A 14,246-nucleotide genomic window follows, 5' to 3' on the forward strand; every position below is an offset into this window, starting at 1 on the left:
GCCCGCCCGCCGCTGATCGGCGTGCCCGCCCCCGCGGGCACGCCCTCGCACGTCCGCCGCACCGAGAAAGCCGCACCGAGAAATCGGCCGGCCGCGCGAAGGGGCGGCAGCGGAGCCCACGACGACGGCCGATTTCCGCCAGCGTGCCGCCTCGGCGCGGCCGAGCATGGATCCATGAGTACTCTTCTTACGCTCGCCATCGAAGCCGAGGTCGCCGCCGAGCTGCGTGTCCGCGACGACGCCGGGCGCCCGCCCCGCGTGGTCACCGACACCGAGGGAGGCGCTCCGCTGCGATGCTGCCTGCGTCGCAGCCTGCCGGGCGAGCGGCTCGCCCTGCTCGCGTACGCGCCATTGCGCAGGTGGGCGGCACGGACCGGGGGCGATCCCGGCCCGTACGAGGAGCTGGGCCCGGTGTTCGTGCACGCCGCGCAGTGCGAGGGACCCGGCGGGACGGGTTTTCCCGTCGAGATGTGCGGCGAGCGGCGGGTCTTCCGCGCCTACGACGCGGTCGGCAACATTCTCGGCGGACGGCTGGTGGACCGCCACCTCAGCCTCGACGCCGCCACGGCGGAGGCCGTCCTGGCGGAGCAGTTCGCGGACCCGGGCGTGGCGCTGGTGCACGTACGGGCGGTGGAGTTCGGCTGCTTCCTGTTCGAGGTGCACCGTGCCTGACCTGGAGGTGTACCTCGCCTGACCACAGGCGGCGAATTCTTCGCCGCCCGCCTCGGACGACGCCGTCATGTGACGACGGCGTCGGAGATCTTCACCGGCTTCTTCCCCGGTGACCCCAACGGCGCGGAGGGTCTCGTCGATCATCGCCCGGATCGACGAGCCCCTCCGCGCCGTATGCGTGCCGCCGTCGCCGGCGGCCCTGCGAGTACGAGTTCACGGTCATCGACACCATCGACTCTGGTCGGATCGGCATGCATGAGTTATATTTCACCTGTAAGAAAATTATTACAGGTGAAGGAGCGTCATGACAGGGGCCGTGCCGACCGGCGACGAACTGGTCGTGGTGCTCGCGGCGCTCGCCAACCCGCTGCGGCTGCGCATCGTCGCGAGGCTCGCCGACGGGCGTGACTACGTGAGCCACCTGGCCCGCGACATCGGGATCAGCCGCCCCCTCCTACACATGCACCTGCAGCGGCTGGAGGCGGCCGGGCTGGTCGTCGGCAGCCTTGAGCTCTCGGAGGACGGCAAGGCCATGAAGTACTACGAGGTCACGGACTTCCACCTGCGCCTCACCGCCTCGACCTTGGCCGAGGCGGTCCAGACCCTCACCCGATCGGACCCCGAGAAGGGTCCCGCCCCCAAGGAGAAGTCCTGAATGGACGCGACGACCTGGCCTGGCACGGTCCTGATCCTGGGCCTGTCATTCCTCGCCCTGATCCTGCTCATCGGCACCGCGGCGACGGTGCACGAGTTCCGCAAGCTGAAGATATCCGCCACCGTCCAGGAGGACCTGCGACAGCTGGTACGCCGCTACGAGCAACTCGCCGAGAACACCATGGACGCCCAGCAGCGGATGTCGACCGACCTCTCCGACGTGCGAGCGCGCGCGACCTCGATCGAGCAGATCCTGCGGACCGTCGAATGACCTCCTCCCCTCCCCGAAGGGAGGGGATTCCCCACGGTCACCCGTGAGGGTTCCTGCTTCACCACCGGTCGCCCACCAGGAGGACTCCCCATGAACAGGCCCACCACCCAGAAGAAGGACACGATGAAAGCGATCACCCAGGAGAGGTACGGCCTCTCCGGCGTCCTGAGACTCGACGAGATCGACAAGCCGGTGCCCGGCGACGACGAGGTATTGGTGCGCGTTCGCGCGGCGTCGGTGAACCACGGCGACCTGGCGACCATAACGGGCGTGCCGTACCTCGGCCGCCTCGTGTTCGGGCTGCCCACGCCGAAGCAGAAGGTCCCCGGCCGCGACATCGCCGGAGAGGTCGAGGCCGTCGGCAGGAACGTGACGCGCCTGCGGCCGGGCGACGAGGTGTACGTCGAGGTCAACGGCGGAGGCTTCGCCGAGTACGTCCGCGTCCCCGAGGACCTGCCGTGCCCGAAGCCTGCCAACCTCACCTTCGAACAGGCGGCCGCCGTCCCCTGCGCGGGAAACACCGCACTGCACGGTCTCCGCGACCGTGGCGGGATAAAGGCCGGGCAGAAGGTCCTGATCAACGGGGCGTCGGGCGGCGTGGGCACCTTCGCCGTACAGATCGCCGCGTCGTACGGGGCGGAGGTGACCGGGGTGTGCAGCACCAGGAACATGGAGCTGGTCCGTTCGCTCGGTGCCGACCATGTCGTCGACTACACCCGGGAGGACTTCACCAGGAGCGGCCGACGTTACGACCTCATCTTCGACCTGGCGGGAAACCACTCGCTCTCCGACTGCAGGCGCGCGTTGAGCCCCGGCGGGACCCTCGTACTGTCCAGCTCGAAAGGCGGGCGCTGTTTCGGTCCGGTGCTCCGGCTCCTGGGGGCGCTGGTGCTGGCGCCGTTCGTACGGCAGAACCTGCGCCCGTGCATGGCGATGCGAAGCCGGGAGAGCCTCGTCGATCTCAAGGATCTGATCGAGTCCGGGCGGATCACACCCGCGGTCGAGAAGACCTACCCGCTGAGCGAGCTCCCCGAGGCGATGCGGTACTTCAGCGAGGAGCACGCGCGAGCGAAGATCGTTATCACCGTGTGAGGCCGGTGAACGCCGTTCGCCTCGGGAAGGTCCGCGCGGACCTCGGTCCGATGCCGGGTCAGGCCGGATTCATCCGGGTGACGATCGTCCGCCAGAGGGCGAGTTGCAGCAGGGCGAGGAGCACGACGGCGGGCATCAGGGTCCAGATCCCGACGCTCTGCCCGATGGCACCGGTCAGCCAGGGAAGCGCCGCGCCGCCGATGACCGACACCCCGTTCATGATGCCGATGGCCGTCGGCACCAGCCGGGCTGTGGTCAGGGTGGGCACCACCGCCATCGCCGTCGGGAAGACGGGCCCGAGGAAGAAGCCGAGCAGGAGGAAACCGGCGGTCGCCACGACCACTCCCGGCGCCACCCAGGTGAGCACCGTGCTCGCCGTCACGCCGACCAGGCAGACGTAGGTCATGCCGACCGCGGTCAACCCCATCCTGGTGGCGACCGGACTGATCAGGAACCGCCCCAGGGTCAGCCCGAGCCAGTAACCGCTGGCGATGTAGCCGGCGGTGAGGCCGGTCTGCGCGTGCTCCTCCACCAGGAAGGTGAACCCCCAGTTGCCCACGCTGATCTCCAGGCCGACGTACACGGCGAGGAACACCGAGGCGAGCACCACCGCGGGCGTGCGCAGCACGGAGGTGAGCAGACCGCTCCGCTCCGGTTCGGAACCCGGGGGACCCGCCGAAGGCACCGGGGCGTCCGGATACGGGGTCCCCTCTTTCGCGGAGGGCTCCGACGACGGGGCGCCGGGCCTCACGGAGGGCTCGGGGACTGCCGGAGGCACCGGCACGCCAGGCTTCACGGAGACATCGAGGGCATCGGCGACGTCGGCGGTGCGCCTGGGATAGGCGACCAGGAAACCGGCCAGCAGCGGCAGGCCCGCCAACGCGAGCACCAGCCACACGGCGGTCCACGGCAGGAAGGTGAGAGTCCAGGCGGCCAGCAACGGACCGAGCAGCGCGCCGACACCGAAGAACGCGTGCAGGCGGTTGAGCAGTGTCGTGGCCGAGGGCAGTTCCGCCAGATAGGCGTTGAGCACCGACTCCAGCACACCGGTGCCGTAACCGACCAGCAGTTGCACCGCCACGAAGGCCGCGAACGGGGGACGGGTCGCCATGTACAGCGTGGATATCACGTACAGGCCGCCGGCGACGGCGAGGGAGAGGCGCGTACCGAGGCGTTCGAGCAGCGGGCCCGTGGTGGATCCGGCGAGCATGAACCCGGCGGAGGAGACGAAGAAGGTGATGCCGATCGTCGTCATGTCGACGCCGTAGTCACCGATCAGTGTGGGCAGCAGCACTCCGCCCACACCGGCGTTCAACCCGACCAGTACGAAGGTCGCGTACGCCAGGACGACCGGCGCCCGCCAAGGGCTGCTCACGACGGGCACATGCTCTCCAGCACGGTCATGTGATGCGGATGGTTTCCGAACCGCCCGGTGGAGGTGTGGGTCCACGGCGGTCCACCGTCGGCCGACCTCTCCCGGGGGCCTCGCCACTCGGGTGATCACCCAGGAAAGCACTTTTTTGGGGGGGAGTCTTGCCATCCGCTTTACCTGAGGGGCTCAGCATATGACGATCTTCGACAGCGGAACAGACGCGAGGCCGCAGATTTTTTAACCTGAAATTTTCATGCTCGGCGAGGCATTTCTACAGTTCACTGTTATCCGGCCCGTGCGGTGCTTGCCCCCCGCCGAGGGCCGGGGTCAGACTCCGCCGGAGTATCACCCCTCCGCGCGACCACGTGAGCGATCCGCATTCCCGTCGCACTCGCGTGCCGGTCCACGCGAGGAAATGTTAACGCTAACAATCGCGGGAGCCGATCGACGTCGAAACGACCAGGAACCATTCGGCGTCGGCGCCGAAGACCGGCGCCGACGGGACCGAGAAGGCGCGGATCGGCATCCACAGCCACGAGGAGGAGACATGACGAAGGACCACAACGAGCCCGAGAACGGCGAGCGAAACCCGCTGAGCCGCAGGGCCGTCCTGACGACGCTGGGAGCCCTGCCGGTCCTCGGCGCGGCCTCCGTCGTCGCGGCCACGGAGGCCACCGCCGCGACGGCGGTCATCAACCCGTCCGCGCAGCGGCAGACGATCCGCGGCTTCGGCGGCATGACCTTCGCGGCCTGGATCGGCGACCTCACGGCCGCCCAGCGGGAAACGGCGTTCGGCACCGGCGAGGGCCGGCTCGGGTTCTCCGTGCTGAGAATCCCCGTCCCCGAGAACCAGGCGGACTGGAGCCGTGACGTGGCGACGGCGAAGCGCGCGATCGAACTCGGCGCCTCCGTCATCGCGTCGCCGTGGAATCCCCCCGCCAACATGATCGAGACATTTACCCGCGGCAGCCAGACCAACGCGAAACGCCTCAGGGCCAACATGTACGCGGCCTACGCCCAGCACCTGAACGACTTCAACACGCACATGCGGAACAACGGCGTGAACCTGTACGCCATCTCAGTGCAGAACGAGCCCGATTACGCGCACGACTGGACGTGGTGGACCCCCGCGGAGATCCTCAAATTCATGCGGGAGAACGCCGGCTCGATCAACACCAAGGTGATCGCGCCCGAGTCCTTCCAGTATCTGAAGAACATCTCGGACCCGATCCTCAACGACTCCACCGCGCTCGCCAACATGGACATCCTCGGCGCCCACCTCTACGGCACGCAGTTCTCCAATTTCCCCTACCCCCTCTTCAAGCAGAGGGGCGCGGGCAAAGAACTCTGGATGACCGAGGTCTACCACCCCAACAGCAGCGACTCGGCGGACCTCTGGCCCCAGGCGCTCGACGTCGGAGAGCACATCCACCGCGCCATGGTGGACGCCGAGTTCCAGGCGTACATCTGGTGGTACATCCGGCGCAGCTACGGCCCCATGCGCGAGGACGGCCAGATCAGCAAGCGCGGCGCGATGATGGCGCACTTCGCCAGGTTCGTCCGCCCCGGATACGTGCGGGTCGACGCGACCGCGAACCCGGCGTCGAACGTCTACGTCTCGGCGTACCGGGGCGGTAACTCCACGGTCATCGTCGTCGTCAACAAGAACACCTCGGCGGTGAGCCAGCAGTTCACCGTGTCGAACGCCACCGGATCGTCCAGCGTCTCCTCCTGGCTCACCGACGCGAGCAGGACCGTCGCACCCCAGGGAACGACCACCATGTCGAACGGCTCCCTCACCGTCACGCTTCCCGCCAGAAGCATGATGACCTTCGTGACCGGCGTGACCACCACCCCCGACCCCACGCCCACCCCGACCCCCACCGTCAGCCCCACCCCCGGTGGCGGAACGGGACCCCGGGTCGCCTACACGATGAACTCCTGGAACAACGGCTTCACCGCCAACATCAGCATCACCAACACCGGAACCACGACGATCAACGGCTGGACGCTGGTCTTCACCCTGCCCTCCGGCCAGTCCATCACCTCGGGCTGGAACGCCACCTACTCGCCCTCCAGCGGCCAGGTGAGCGCCGTCAACGTCAGCCACAACGCCACGCTCGCCCCCGGGGCCACCATCGACATCGGCTTCCAGGCCAACCACACCGGCAACACCGGCAAACCGACCGCCTTCACCCTCAACGGCATCGCCTGCACCGTGGTCTGACCGGCGACGCTCCTGTCGGCCCGACCGGCGACGGGGCAGGTGCCGCCCCTCCGACACCGGAGGGGCGGCGCAATCGGCCGCCGGCACCTGGGAAGAAAATTCGGCGGAACCTGTCGAGAACCGGTGGCGGCCGTTCGTCACTCGTACGACACAGCCCTTCCGACCACGAGGAGCAACGATGAGGTACGCGATGCTGATCTTCGGCGACGATCGCGAGTGGGGTGCGCTCTCCCCTGCCGAGGAGCAGGAGGCGATGGAGCGGGTCTACGAGTGGTACGAGCGGTGGCAGCCGACCGGCAAGATCGCCGATGGCGGTGCCGAACTGCGGCCCCGGGACACGGCGAAGACGGTGCGCGCCGACGTGAACGGCCAACCGGTGATCACAGACGGGCCGTACCTGGAGCTCAAGGAGGTCATCGGCGCGGTCGTCATGCTGGAGTGCGACGACATCGACGAGGCCGGGCGGATCGCGGCCACCTGGCCGCTCACTGCCGGGATGAGCGCGCTGGAGGTCCGTCCGGTGACGAACCGCGAGTAGCGGTGGTGCTGGGCGCCGGTCTCACAGGCGGCGCCTCAGCTCCCCCACCCGGCGCGACATCAACTCCCGTTCGGCCGGGTTCTTCGCCAACTCCAGAGCCCGCTCCGCCGCCGTCAGCGCCTCGGCCGGACGGTCGAGCGTGGTCAGCAGGTCGGCCCGGGCGGCGTGCCACAGGTGATAACCGGCGAACCGCGCCCCGAGCGCGTCGACCTCGTCCAGCGCCGGGGCAGGCCCCACCGCGAACCGTGTGGCCACCGCCCGGTTCAGCAGCACCACCGGCGACGGGTCCAGCGCGTACAGCCGGTCGTACAGTGCCCTCACGTCGGCCCAGTCGGTGGCCTCGTACGAGGTGGCCAGGGCGTGTAGCGCGGCGATACCGGCCTGCAGTTGGTAGGACCCGGGCCGGCCCTGGCGCACCGCCGCCCGCAACCGCAGCACCGCCCGTTCGATCGCCGCCTTGTCCCACAGCCGCCGGTCCTGCTGTTCGAGCAGCACGATGCGACCCCACGAGTCGAACCGCGCGTCGGCGCGGGCATGGTGCAGTTCCAGCAACGCCGCCAGGCCCGCGGCCTCCGGCTCGCGGGGCAGCAGCTCGGCGAGCCGGCACGCCAGCTCGACCCCCTCGCGGGCCAACTCGCGCCGCTGGGCGGAGCGGCCACCGGACAGATACCCCTCGTTGAAAACGAGGTAGATGACCGCGAGCACTGCCGGTAACCGGTCGACGTACTCATGCGGCTGTGGCACCTCGAACCGGATACCGCGCTCCCGCAGCCGACGCTTGGCCCGGGAGAGCCGTTGCGCCATCGTCGGCACCGGCACCAGGAACGCGGCGGCGATCTCGTCCGTGCTCAGGCCGCCGACGGCGTACAGCGTCAGCGCGACCCGGGCCGGCTCGGCGAGATCTGGATGGCAGCACCCGAAAATCATGGCGAGCCGATCGTCCGCACCCGGTTCCGGCGGCGCTTCCGCGGCCACCCGTGCCAGTTTCTCGCGACCGACGGCGTCGCGGCGTAGCCGATCCAGCGCCTTGCGCCAGCCCGTGGTGACCAGCCAACCGGTGGGACTCCGCGGCACTCCCTCGTCGGGCCAGCGCTTGAGAGCCTCGGCCAGCGCGTCCGACAGCGCCTCTTCTGCCCGGTCGAAGTCGCCGAGCCGCCGGCTGAGCGCACCGAGCATGCCGGCCGCGTCCGTCCGCCAGATGCGGTCCAACAGCTCTGCCACGTCGTCCACCACATCAGTGTGCGATATTCGCAGGGGTGAGCGCCGCGCGAGCCTCAAGCCGGAAGGCCGGCCCCCATCCCCTCTGCTGGACCGATGACATGGGCCGACACCCAGCCGCGTCGCCCGATTCGCTGGGATTCCTGTCGCATGTCCCCGTCGCCCGCCCATATGGTGTAGCCATGGTGGGACGGCTGGTCGTCGTCGTTGGTTTCGACGGCATCGAGCTCGTCGACGTCGCGTGTGTGACGACCGGTTTCGACTACGCCAACCGGCAGGGGGCCGACCCGGCGTACCAGGTGGTGTTCGCGACCCCGATGGGCCGGCCCGTGCGGTGCGACTCCGGACTCGAGTTGCCCGGGCAGGGCCGGATCGACACGATGGACGGTCCGATCGACACCCTGATCGTCTCTGGTGGCCAGGGGCACGAGACCGCCGCCGCCAACCCTCGGTTCGTCAGCCAGGTCGTACGGCTCGCCAGGCTGTCGCGGCGGGTCGCGTCGGTGTGCACCGGGGCGACCGTGCTGGCCGCCGCCGGGTTGCTCGACAACCGCCGGGCCACCACGCACTGGTACGAGGCCGGACGGCTCGCCACCCGCTTCCCGCAGGTGCGGGTCGATCCCGCGCCGATCTTCGTCCGGGACGGCAGCGTCGCGACGTCGGGCGGGGTCACGGCTTCTCTGGATCTCACGCTGTCCTTCATCGAGGAGGACCACGGGTCCGAACTCGCCCGTCGCGTGGCCATGGGCATGGTCACCTACCTGAAACGCCCCGGGAATCAGGCGCAGGTGAGCCTGTTCAACAGGATTCCGCACTCCGACCAGCTCCTGGTCCGGCGGACCATCGACTACGTGGTCAGCCACTTCGACGAGGACCTCAGCGTCGCCCGCCTGGCCGCGCTCGCCGGGGTGAGCGAGCGGCATCTGAGCAGGCTGTTCGTCGAGTGCGTCGGCCGGACCCCCTCGCGGGTGGTCCGCGACGCGCGCCTCGAAGCGGCCTCCCAGCTGCTCACCGCGACCCGTGAGCCGGTCGCGGCCATCGCCCGGCGGTGCGGGTTCGCCTCCGCCGAGTCCTTACGGCAGGCGTTCGTGGCATGGGCCGGGGTCTCGCCGTCGCGGTTCCGGGAAAGATCGTGAAGCTTGGTCCCGCGGTCGCCCCGTGGTCGCCGTGAACGACACGGGCGCGAGCGTCAGGCAGGCGAGCACCGCCACCAGCAGCAGGACGAACGCATGTCGTATGAGCGGAAAACGCCTTCGCAGGCTTTTCGTTGCCGTCCTTTTCCGCGATCACTAAGAATCGCATACGGGATCTCAGCTGTCGCGCTGCTTGAGGCGGAGCGCCTCTTTGCGGACCTCGGCCTGAAGAGACTGCTCGCGCTCCAGCCACGCCGGGTTCTCCGCTTTCAGCGCGTCGATCTCGGCGGTGGTGAGAGGTTCGGTGATCCCGCCCCTGAGCAGGCCGGCGACGGAGATCCTGAGCTTCGCGGCCATGACCTGCTTGGTGTGCGGGCCGTTGCGGCGCAGGTCGGCGAGCCAGGCGGGTGGCGTCGCCTGCAACTCGTTCAGCTCGTCCCTGGAGATGACACCCGCCTGGAACTCGGCCGGAGTGGCCGGCAGAGGGACACCCAGCTTCTTGGCCGCGGTCGCGGGCTTCATCGTCTGGGTGGTCTTCGGTTTGGGCGAGGTCATGACGTCAAGAATAGTCAGCCGGAACAGGTTCCCCTGACATCGCTACCCTGGGGAAGTGACTGATGGAGAGACCGGCGGGACGTTTCGACTGGCGTACGTGCCCGGGGTGACACCCGCGAAATGGGTCAACGTCTGGATCGAGCGAATGCCCGAGGTGCCGATCACCCTGGTCGCGGTTCCCGCCGCCGAGGTGGTGGGACTCCTGCGGAACGGCGGTGCCGACGCCGGATTCGCCAGACTGCCGGTCGACCGGGACGGGCTCAGCGTGATCCCTCTCTACACGGAGACCACGGTGGTCGTGGTGCCCAAGGACCACGTGCTGACCGCCGCCGACGAGGTGGCCCTCGCCGACCTTGACGACGACGAGGTGTTCCACCCTCTGGACGACACCGTCGAGTGGACGGTCCGGCCCGGGCTGCCCGCGTTCACCCGCCCGGCCACAACGGCGGACGCGGTCGAGCTGACAGCGTCCGGCGCCGGGATTCTCCTGGTTCCGCTGTCGCTGGCACGCCTCCACCACCGCAGGGATCTCACCTATCGGCCGGTGCCGGACGCGCCGCAGTCTCAGGTCGCGCTGGTCTGGCCCACGGACGCGACCACCGACCTGGTGGAGGACTTCATCGGCATCGTCCGCGGCCGGACGGTGAACAGCTCGCGGGGCCGTACCCCCGCCTCCCCCGCGAAGAAACCGGCGAAGCGGCAGGCACAGAAACCCGCGCAGAACGGCTCCGGTCGCCGGACCGTGCCGACCGGCCGCAAGAAGAAGGGCCACCGACCTCGGTGACCTGCGGACAGATACGCCGATCACCCTTGGTAAGGAATGAGCACCGACGGCTGTCAGGCTGAGGCGGTAAGTCGACGCTCATCGGCCTTCATGGTGTCACCGTGGAGCCGCGAAGATTCCAACCCCTGAATTCCCGCTCACCAACGGGAGCCCTTCGCGACGTGGCGGGCTCCTCGCCCTGCTCCAGAGCTGGTCGAGACTCGACCTGGTGTGCCTGTGCGAGGTGGTGCCGCACCCTCGCGAACCGCGCTTTCACGAGAACACGCAGGCCAGGTTCATCGATGAAGGGCGAAACACGACTCGCCTGACTCGGAACCGCACGAATGCTTGCCCGGGCTTGTTCGGATTCGGTAACCGAGTCAAAATCAGTTCAGCCTTCAACTAATTGGTTGGAGGGTCACTGCACGGATGAGGAGAGGCATGAAGCGCATCATCTCCATTCTCGTCGCCGCCGTCGCCCTTGGCGCCACGCTCACCGGCGTCAGCCCCGCGTCCGCGGCCGCGTCCGCAGTCGACTGCTCCACGGGCGAGTACACCCGGGTCCTGAACAGCTACGTGCCCACCAACATTGAGAGGGGGGCCATAGACGGCCGCAGCTACAACATCGGCGGCTCGTTGACGTACACGTTCGATATCTGCCTTGACATCCCGGACACCTCGACATTCACCATCGAGGTACGGATCTGGAACAACGGGACACAGACTTCGTTCGTGGACGACCGGCCCGGGGACAAGATCTTCCGCTACACGCTCGCTCCCAACAGCTTCTGGCAGGTCTACGGCACGTTGACCGGCCCCGGCAGCACCTACCTCTACTACACCTGGAACGAGAAGATGACCCTCTCCTGACGCGGAAAGGGCCGCCCGCCTCGCTCGGTGAGACGGTCGGCCCTACCGCTCTCAAACGGCCCGGAAGCCTGCTTTATCCCGGGTCCACATTCCATCCCGATCTCTCAAGCGGCTCGGTGAGCGGCTGGATTCGTCGTCGCTGTATTTATTTCACCGCCGCACGGGACCGCGAAGGCCACTTCCTGGTCGTCGTCTGGCCGCCCATGCCGAAGCGAGGTCACGGCGACGGAAATGCATGAGGAGTTCGGCCGACCCCTGAGGTTCGGATCGTTCCACGATGTCTCCCGCGTGTCCTTCGTTCGGTTCCTCCCCTTCGAGACACCGACCCGTCCCGGAGCGGGGACCGGTGATCTCGAAGAAACGACCTTCGAAGAACCGCATGAAAGAGCGAGGGGGTGCGGCGACTCGGACGACAGGATGCGCATCGGCGACAGGCGAGGACCGGGGACTGTCACGGAGATCCCTGTGCGCTTTCGCACCACTACTTCCATCGCTCAGGCCCCATATCTTTTCAAGTACCACAAAGAGATATATCTCCTACCCAAGGCGCACATCTGATCTTATTTACCATACAGAAAAAGCAGAAGAACGCCTTTTCGTCTTGACGAAGTCGTCGAATGGCATGAGCATGGAAGCGACTGTTCATTTTCTCATGCATAGAAACAACCGATTCGGTCAACAATTATTCGCGGGTGCGGTTTCTCGCCCGTGACACGAGCAGGGCGATGAGTGCCGACTCCAGTTCCAGCAACCAGCGACCCGAAGATCATGTCAACGAGCTGAACGGGACCGTGCTGGGGTCGGCGGTCCAGGCCCGGGACATCCACGGCGGGATCCACCTGCATCAGGCATTCACCCCCCTGCCGCGACCGACCCAGCTGCCGGCCGGCGGCATCCTGGTTGATCGTGCCGAGACGCTCGCCCTCCTGGACGCCGTGTGCTCCGACCGGGCAGGGACGGGGGTGCCCAAGGTCGCCGTCGTCAGCGGCCCGGCAGGCATCGGCAAGACCGCGGTGGCGTTGCACTGGTCGCACCGGGAGCGTGACGCCTTCCCCGACGGTCAGCTCTTCGCCGACCTGCGTGGGCACGCGATGGACACCCCCGTGCAACCGGCGGAGGTGCTGGGACGGTTCATCCGCGCCTTCGGGATCGCGCCCGAACGGATCCCCGGTGACCTGGCGGAGCGTTCGGCGCTCTACCAGTCGCTGGTGAGCGGGCGCCGTCTGGTCGTCGTGCTGGACGACGCCCTGTCGGCGGCCCAGGTGAGCCCGCTGCTGCCGGCATCCGCGGACAGCATCGCGATCGTCACCAGCCGGTGGCGGCTCGCGGGACTGCTGATGCGCGGGGCGAAGGGAGTCCAGCTGGGCCGGCTCAGTCCAGCCGCCGCGCTGACGCTGCTGAAACGGACCGTCGGCGACGACCGGGTGCACGGCGAGCCGGAGGCGGCCGACGAACTGGTGGAACTGTGTGCGCGACTGCCGCTCGCCCTGTGCGTGGCCGCCGCCCGGCTGGCCACCAGGCCGCACTGGCCGCTGTCGGAAATGGTGGAGGCCCTCAGCCACGAGCGGCGGCGCCTCAGCGAACTGTCGGTGGAGGACGACATGACGATCCGGGCCGCTCTCACGCTCTCCTACAAAGGACTCACCCCCCAGGAAGCGGGACGTGTCTACCGGCTGCTCGGGCTCTTCCCCGGTGCCACCTTCGACAGCCGGGCGGTGGCCGCAACGGTGGGGCTCCCCCTTGTCCAGGTCCGTCACCTGCTGGAGGTCCTGACGGACGCCAACCTGCTCGATGACCTGCCCAGCGGGCACTATCGCTTCCACGACCTGACCCAGCTGCACGCCCGGGAACTGGCCGAGCAACTGGATTCCGTGGCGATTCGTGAGGAGGCCGTGCGAAGGGCGCTTGACTGGTTCCTGTACACCGCCTGGGGCGCGAGCCAGGTCGTGCTGCCGTACCGCCGTGTCTCCCGGGAAGCGGTGATCCACAAGCCCGCCGAACCAATTGTCTTCACCGGTCCGGTGCAGGCTCTCGACTGGCTGGAGGACGAGTTCGCCAACCTCAGGGCCACCACCCTTGCCGCGTTCGAGCGAGGTCTGTTCGACGTGGCCTGGCAACTGGTCGACGGCATCTGGCCCCTGTTCCTGTACCGCGGTCATCACGCGGAACGGCTGGAGATCGACAGGCTGGGCCTGGCGGCGGCACGCGCCTGCTCGAACTCCCCGGGCGAGGCCAAGATGCTGAACCGGACCGGTCTGGCGCTGCGCACCCTCGGCCGGTTGGACGAGGCCGCCGACGACTTCCGAGGAGCGTTGGAGATCTGGCGTCGCGAGGGAAACCGGCAGCGGGTGGCCGGCAGCCTGCGCCGGTTGGGCCTGGTGGAGAAGGATCGAGGGCGGATCGACGAGGCCATCGCGCTCTTCGGGGAGGCACTCGACGACTACCGCGCGATGGGCAGGTCACGCAAGGTGGCTCTGACGTTGTGCGACCTCGCCGACGCGATGACCGGGAGGGATCGCCAGGCGGAGGCCGTCGAATGCCTGACGGAGGCGCGACGGCTCCTCGCTCGGGAACCCGACCCCTACAACCAGGCACGCGTGCTCGTCCTGCTCGGCCGCGCACGGGCCGGAGGACCCACGGCGGCAGCCGATCTCCTGAGACGGGCGCTGGAGGAGATGCGGCGGATCGGCTCGGACAACGGCGAGGCCCAGGCCCTGGAAGCGCTTGGAGACCTCGCCCTGGAGAACGGCCACCGGGACGACGCTCGCGAACGTTACCAGGACGCGCGGCGGATCCTCGTCCGGCAGGGGGCCAGGAGCGAAAGGCTGGACGATCGGCTGTCCCACCTGGGGGGAGACTGACGGCCGTGTGGTGTCCGACG

Annotated in this window: 13 protein-coding genes; 10 read left to right on the plus strand and 3 right to left on the minus strand. The window is 68.4% G+C overall.

Going from position 1 to position 14,246, the window contains the following annotated elements; translation table 11 throughout:
- Positions 1-174: 174 nt before the first annotated feature.
- From AB0B90_RS35450 to AB0B90_RS35465, 4 genes are all read left to right on the plus strand, one after another.
- The gene (locus AB0B90_RS35450) at positions 175-672 is read left to right on the plus strand and encodes a DUF1203 domain-containing protein (protein WP_362926458.1); all 498 of its coding nucleotides are present in this window, start codon (positions 175-177) and stop codon (positions 670-672) included.
- A 304-nt stretch (positions 673-976) separates the two neighbouring features.
- Positions 977-1,327, plus strand: coding sequence for a winged helix-turn-helix domain-containing protein (locus AB0B90_RS35455; protein WP_350941975.1), 351 nt, complete (start codon positions 977-979; stop codon positions 1,325-1,327).
- On the plus strand, positions 1,328-1,597 hold the full coding sequence (locus tag AB0B90_RS35460; RefSeq protein WP_362926459.1) for a hypothetical protein: 270 nt from the start codon (positions 1,328-1,330) through the stop codon (positions 1,595-1,597).
- Positions 1,598-1,687: 90 nt separating this feature from the next.
- The gene (locus tag AB0B90_RS35465) at positions 1,688-2,689 is read left to right on the plus strand and encodes an NAD(P)-dependent alcohol dehydrogenase (RefSeq protein ID WP_350941973.1); all 1,002 of its coding nucleotides are present in this window, start codon (positions 1,688-1,690) and stop codon (positions 2,687-2,689) included.
- Positions 2,690-2,747: 58 nt separating this feature from the next.
- On the opposite strand, the gene AB0B90_RS35470 is transcribed toward AB0B90_RS35465, so the two are convergent.
- A complete protein-coding gene (locus tag AB0B90_RS35470) occupies positions 2,748-4,064 on the minus strand; it encodes an MFS transporter (protein ID WP_362926460.1) in 1,317 nt (438 codons plus the stop codon).
- 544 nt (positions 4,065-4,608) lie between these two features.
- On the opposite strand from AB0B90_RS35470, the gene AB0B90_RS35475 reads away from it, so the two are divergent.
- Entirely contained in the window at positions 4,609-6,288 is a 1,680-nt protein-coding gene (locus AB0B90_RS35475) for a cellulose binding domain-containing protein (protein ID WP_362926461.1), read from the plus strand.
- Positions 6,289-6,466: 178 nt separating this feature from the next.
- Positions 6,467-6,826: a YciI family protein gene (locus tag AB0B90_RS35480; protein ID WP_350941969.1), complete on the plus strand. Its 360-nt coding sequence runs from the start codon at positions 6,467-6,469 to the stop codon at positions 6,824-6,826.
- A 21-nt stretch (positions 6,827-6,847) separates the two neighbouring features.
- Here AB0B90_RS35480 and AB0B90_RS35485 read toward each other — a convergent pair whose 3' ends face one another.
- The gene (locus AB0B90_RS35485; protein ID WP_362926462.1) at positions 6,848-8,047 is read right to left on the minus strand and encodes a DUF6596 domain-containing protein; all 1,200 of its coding nucleotides are present in this window, start codon (positions 8,045-8,047) and stop codon (positions 6,848-6,850) included.
- Positions 8,048-8,226: 179 nt separating this feature from the next.
- On the opposite strand from AB0B90_RS35485, the gene AB0B90_RS35490 reads away from it, so the two are divergent.
- Positions 8,227-9,180, plus strand: coding sequence for a helix-turn-helix domain-containing protein (locus tag AB0B90_RS35490; RefSeq protein WP_350941967.1), 954 nt, complete (start codon positions 8,227-8,229; stop codon positions 9,178-9,180).
- A gap of 174 nt (positions 9,181-9,354) precedes the next feature.
- Here AB0B90_RS35490 and AB0B90_RS35495 read toward each other — a convergent pair whose 3' ends face one another.
- Positions 9,355-9,732 carry a DUF5997 family protein gene (locus tag AB0B90_RS35495; protein WP_350941965.1) on the minus strand — a complete coding sequence of 126 codons (378 nt, stop codon included), beginning with the start codon at positions 9,730-9,732 and terminating at the stop codon, positions 9,355-9,357.
- A 55-nt stretch (positions 9,733-9,787) separates the two neighbouring features.
- Here AB0B90_RS35495 and AB0B90_RS35500 point away from each other — a divergent pair, with 55 nt between their 5' ends.
- The 3 genes from AB0B90_RS35500 (at position 9,788) to AB0B90_RS35510 (ending at position 14,226) form a co-directional block, all read left to right on the plus strand.
- Positions 9,788-10,516: a LysR family substrate-binding domain-containing protein gene (locus AB0B90_RS35500; RefSeq protein ID WP_362902046.1), complete on the plus strand. Its 729-nt coding sequence runs from the start codon at positions 9,788-9,790 to the stop codon at positions 10,514-10,516.
- Between the two features lie 420 nt (positions 10,517-10,936).
- The gene (locus AB0B90_RS35505) at positions 10,937-11,365 is read left to right on the plus strand and encodes a hypothetical protein (protein WP_350941962.1); all 429 of its coding nucleotides are present in this window, start codon (positions 10,937-10,939) and stop codon (positions 11,363-11,365) included.
- A gap of 692 nt (positions 11,366-12,057) precedes the next feature.
- Complete coding sequence (locus tag AB0B90_RS35510; protein ID WP_350941960.1) at positions 12,058-14,226, plus strand: tetratricopeptide repeat protein; 2,169 nt, start codon at positions 12,058-12,060, stop codon at positions 14,224-14,226.
- Positions 14,227-14,246: the final 20 nt, after the last annotated feature.

The organism is Streptosporangium sp. NPDC049078 (genome assembly GCF_040648855.1).
Classification (GTDB): Bacteria; Actinomycetota; Actinomycetes; order Streptosporangiales; family Streptosporangiaceae; genus Streptosporangium.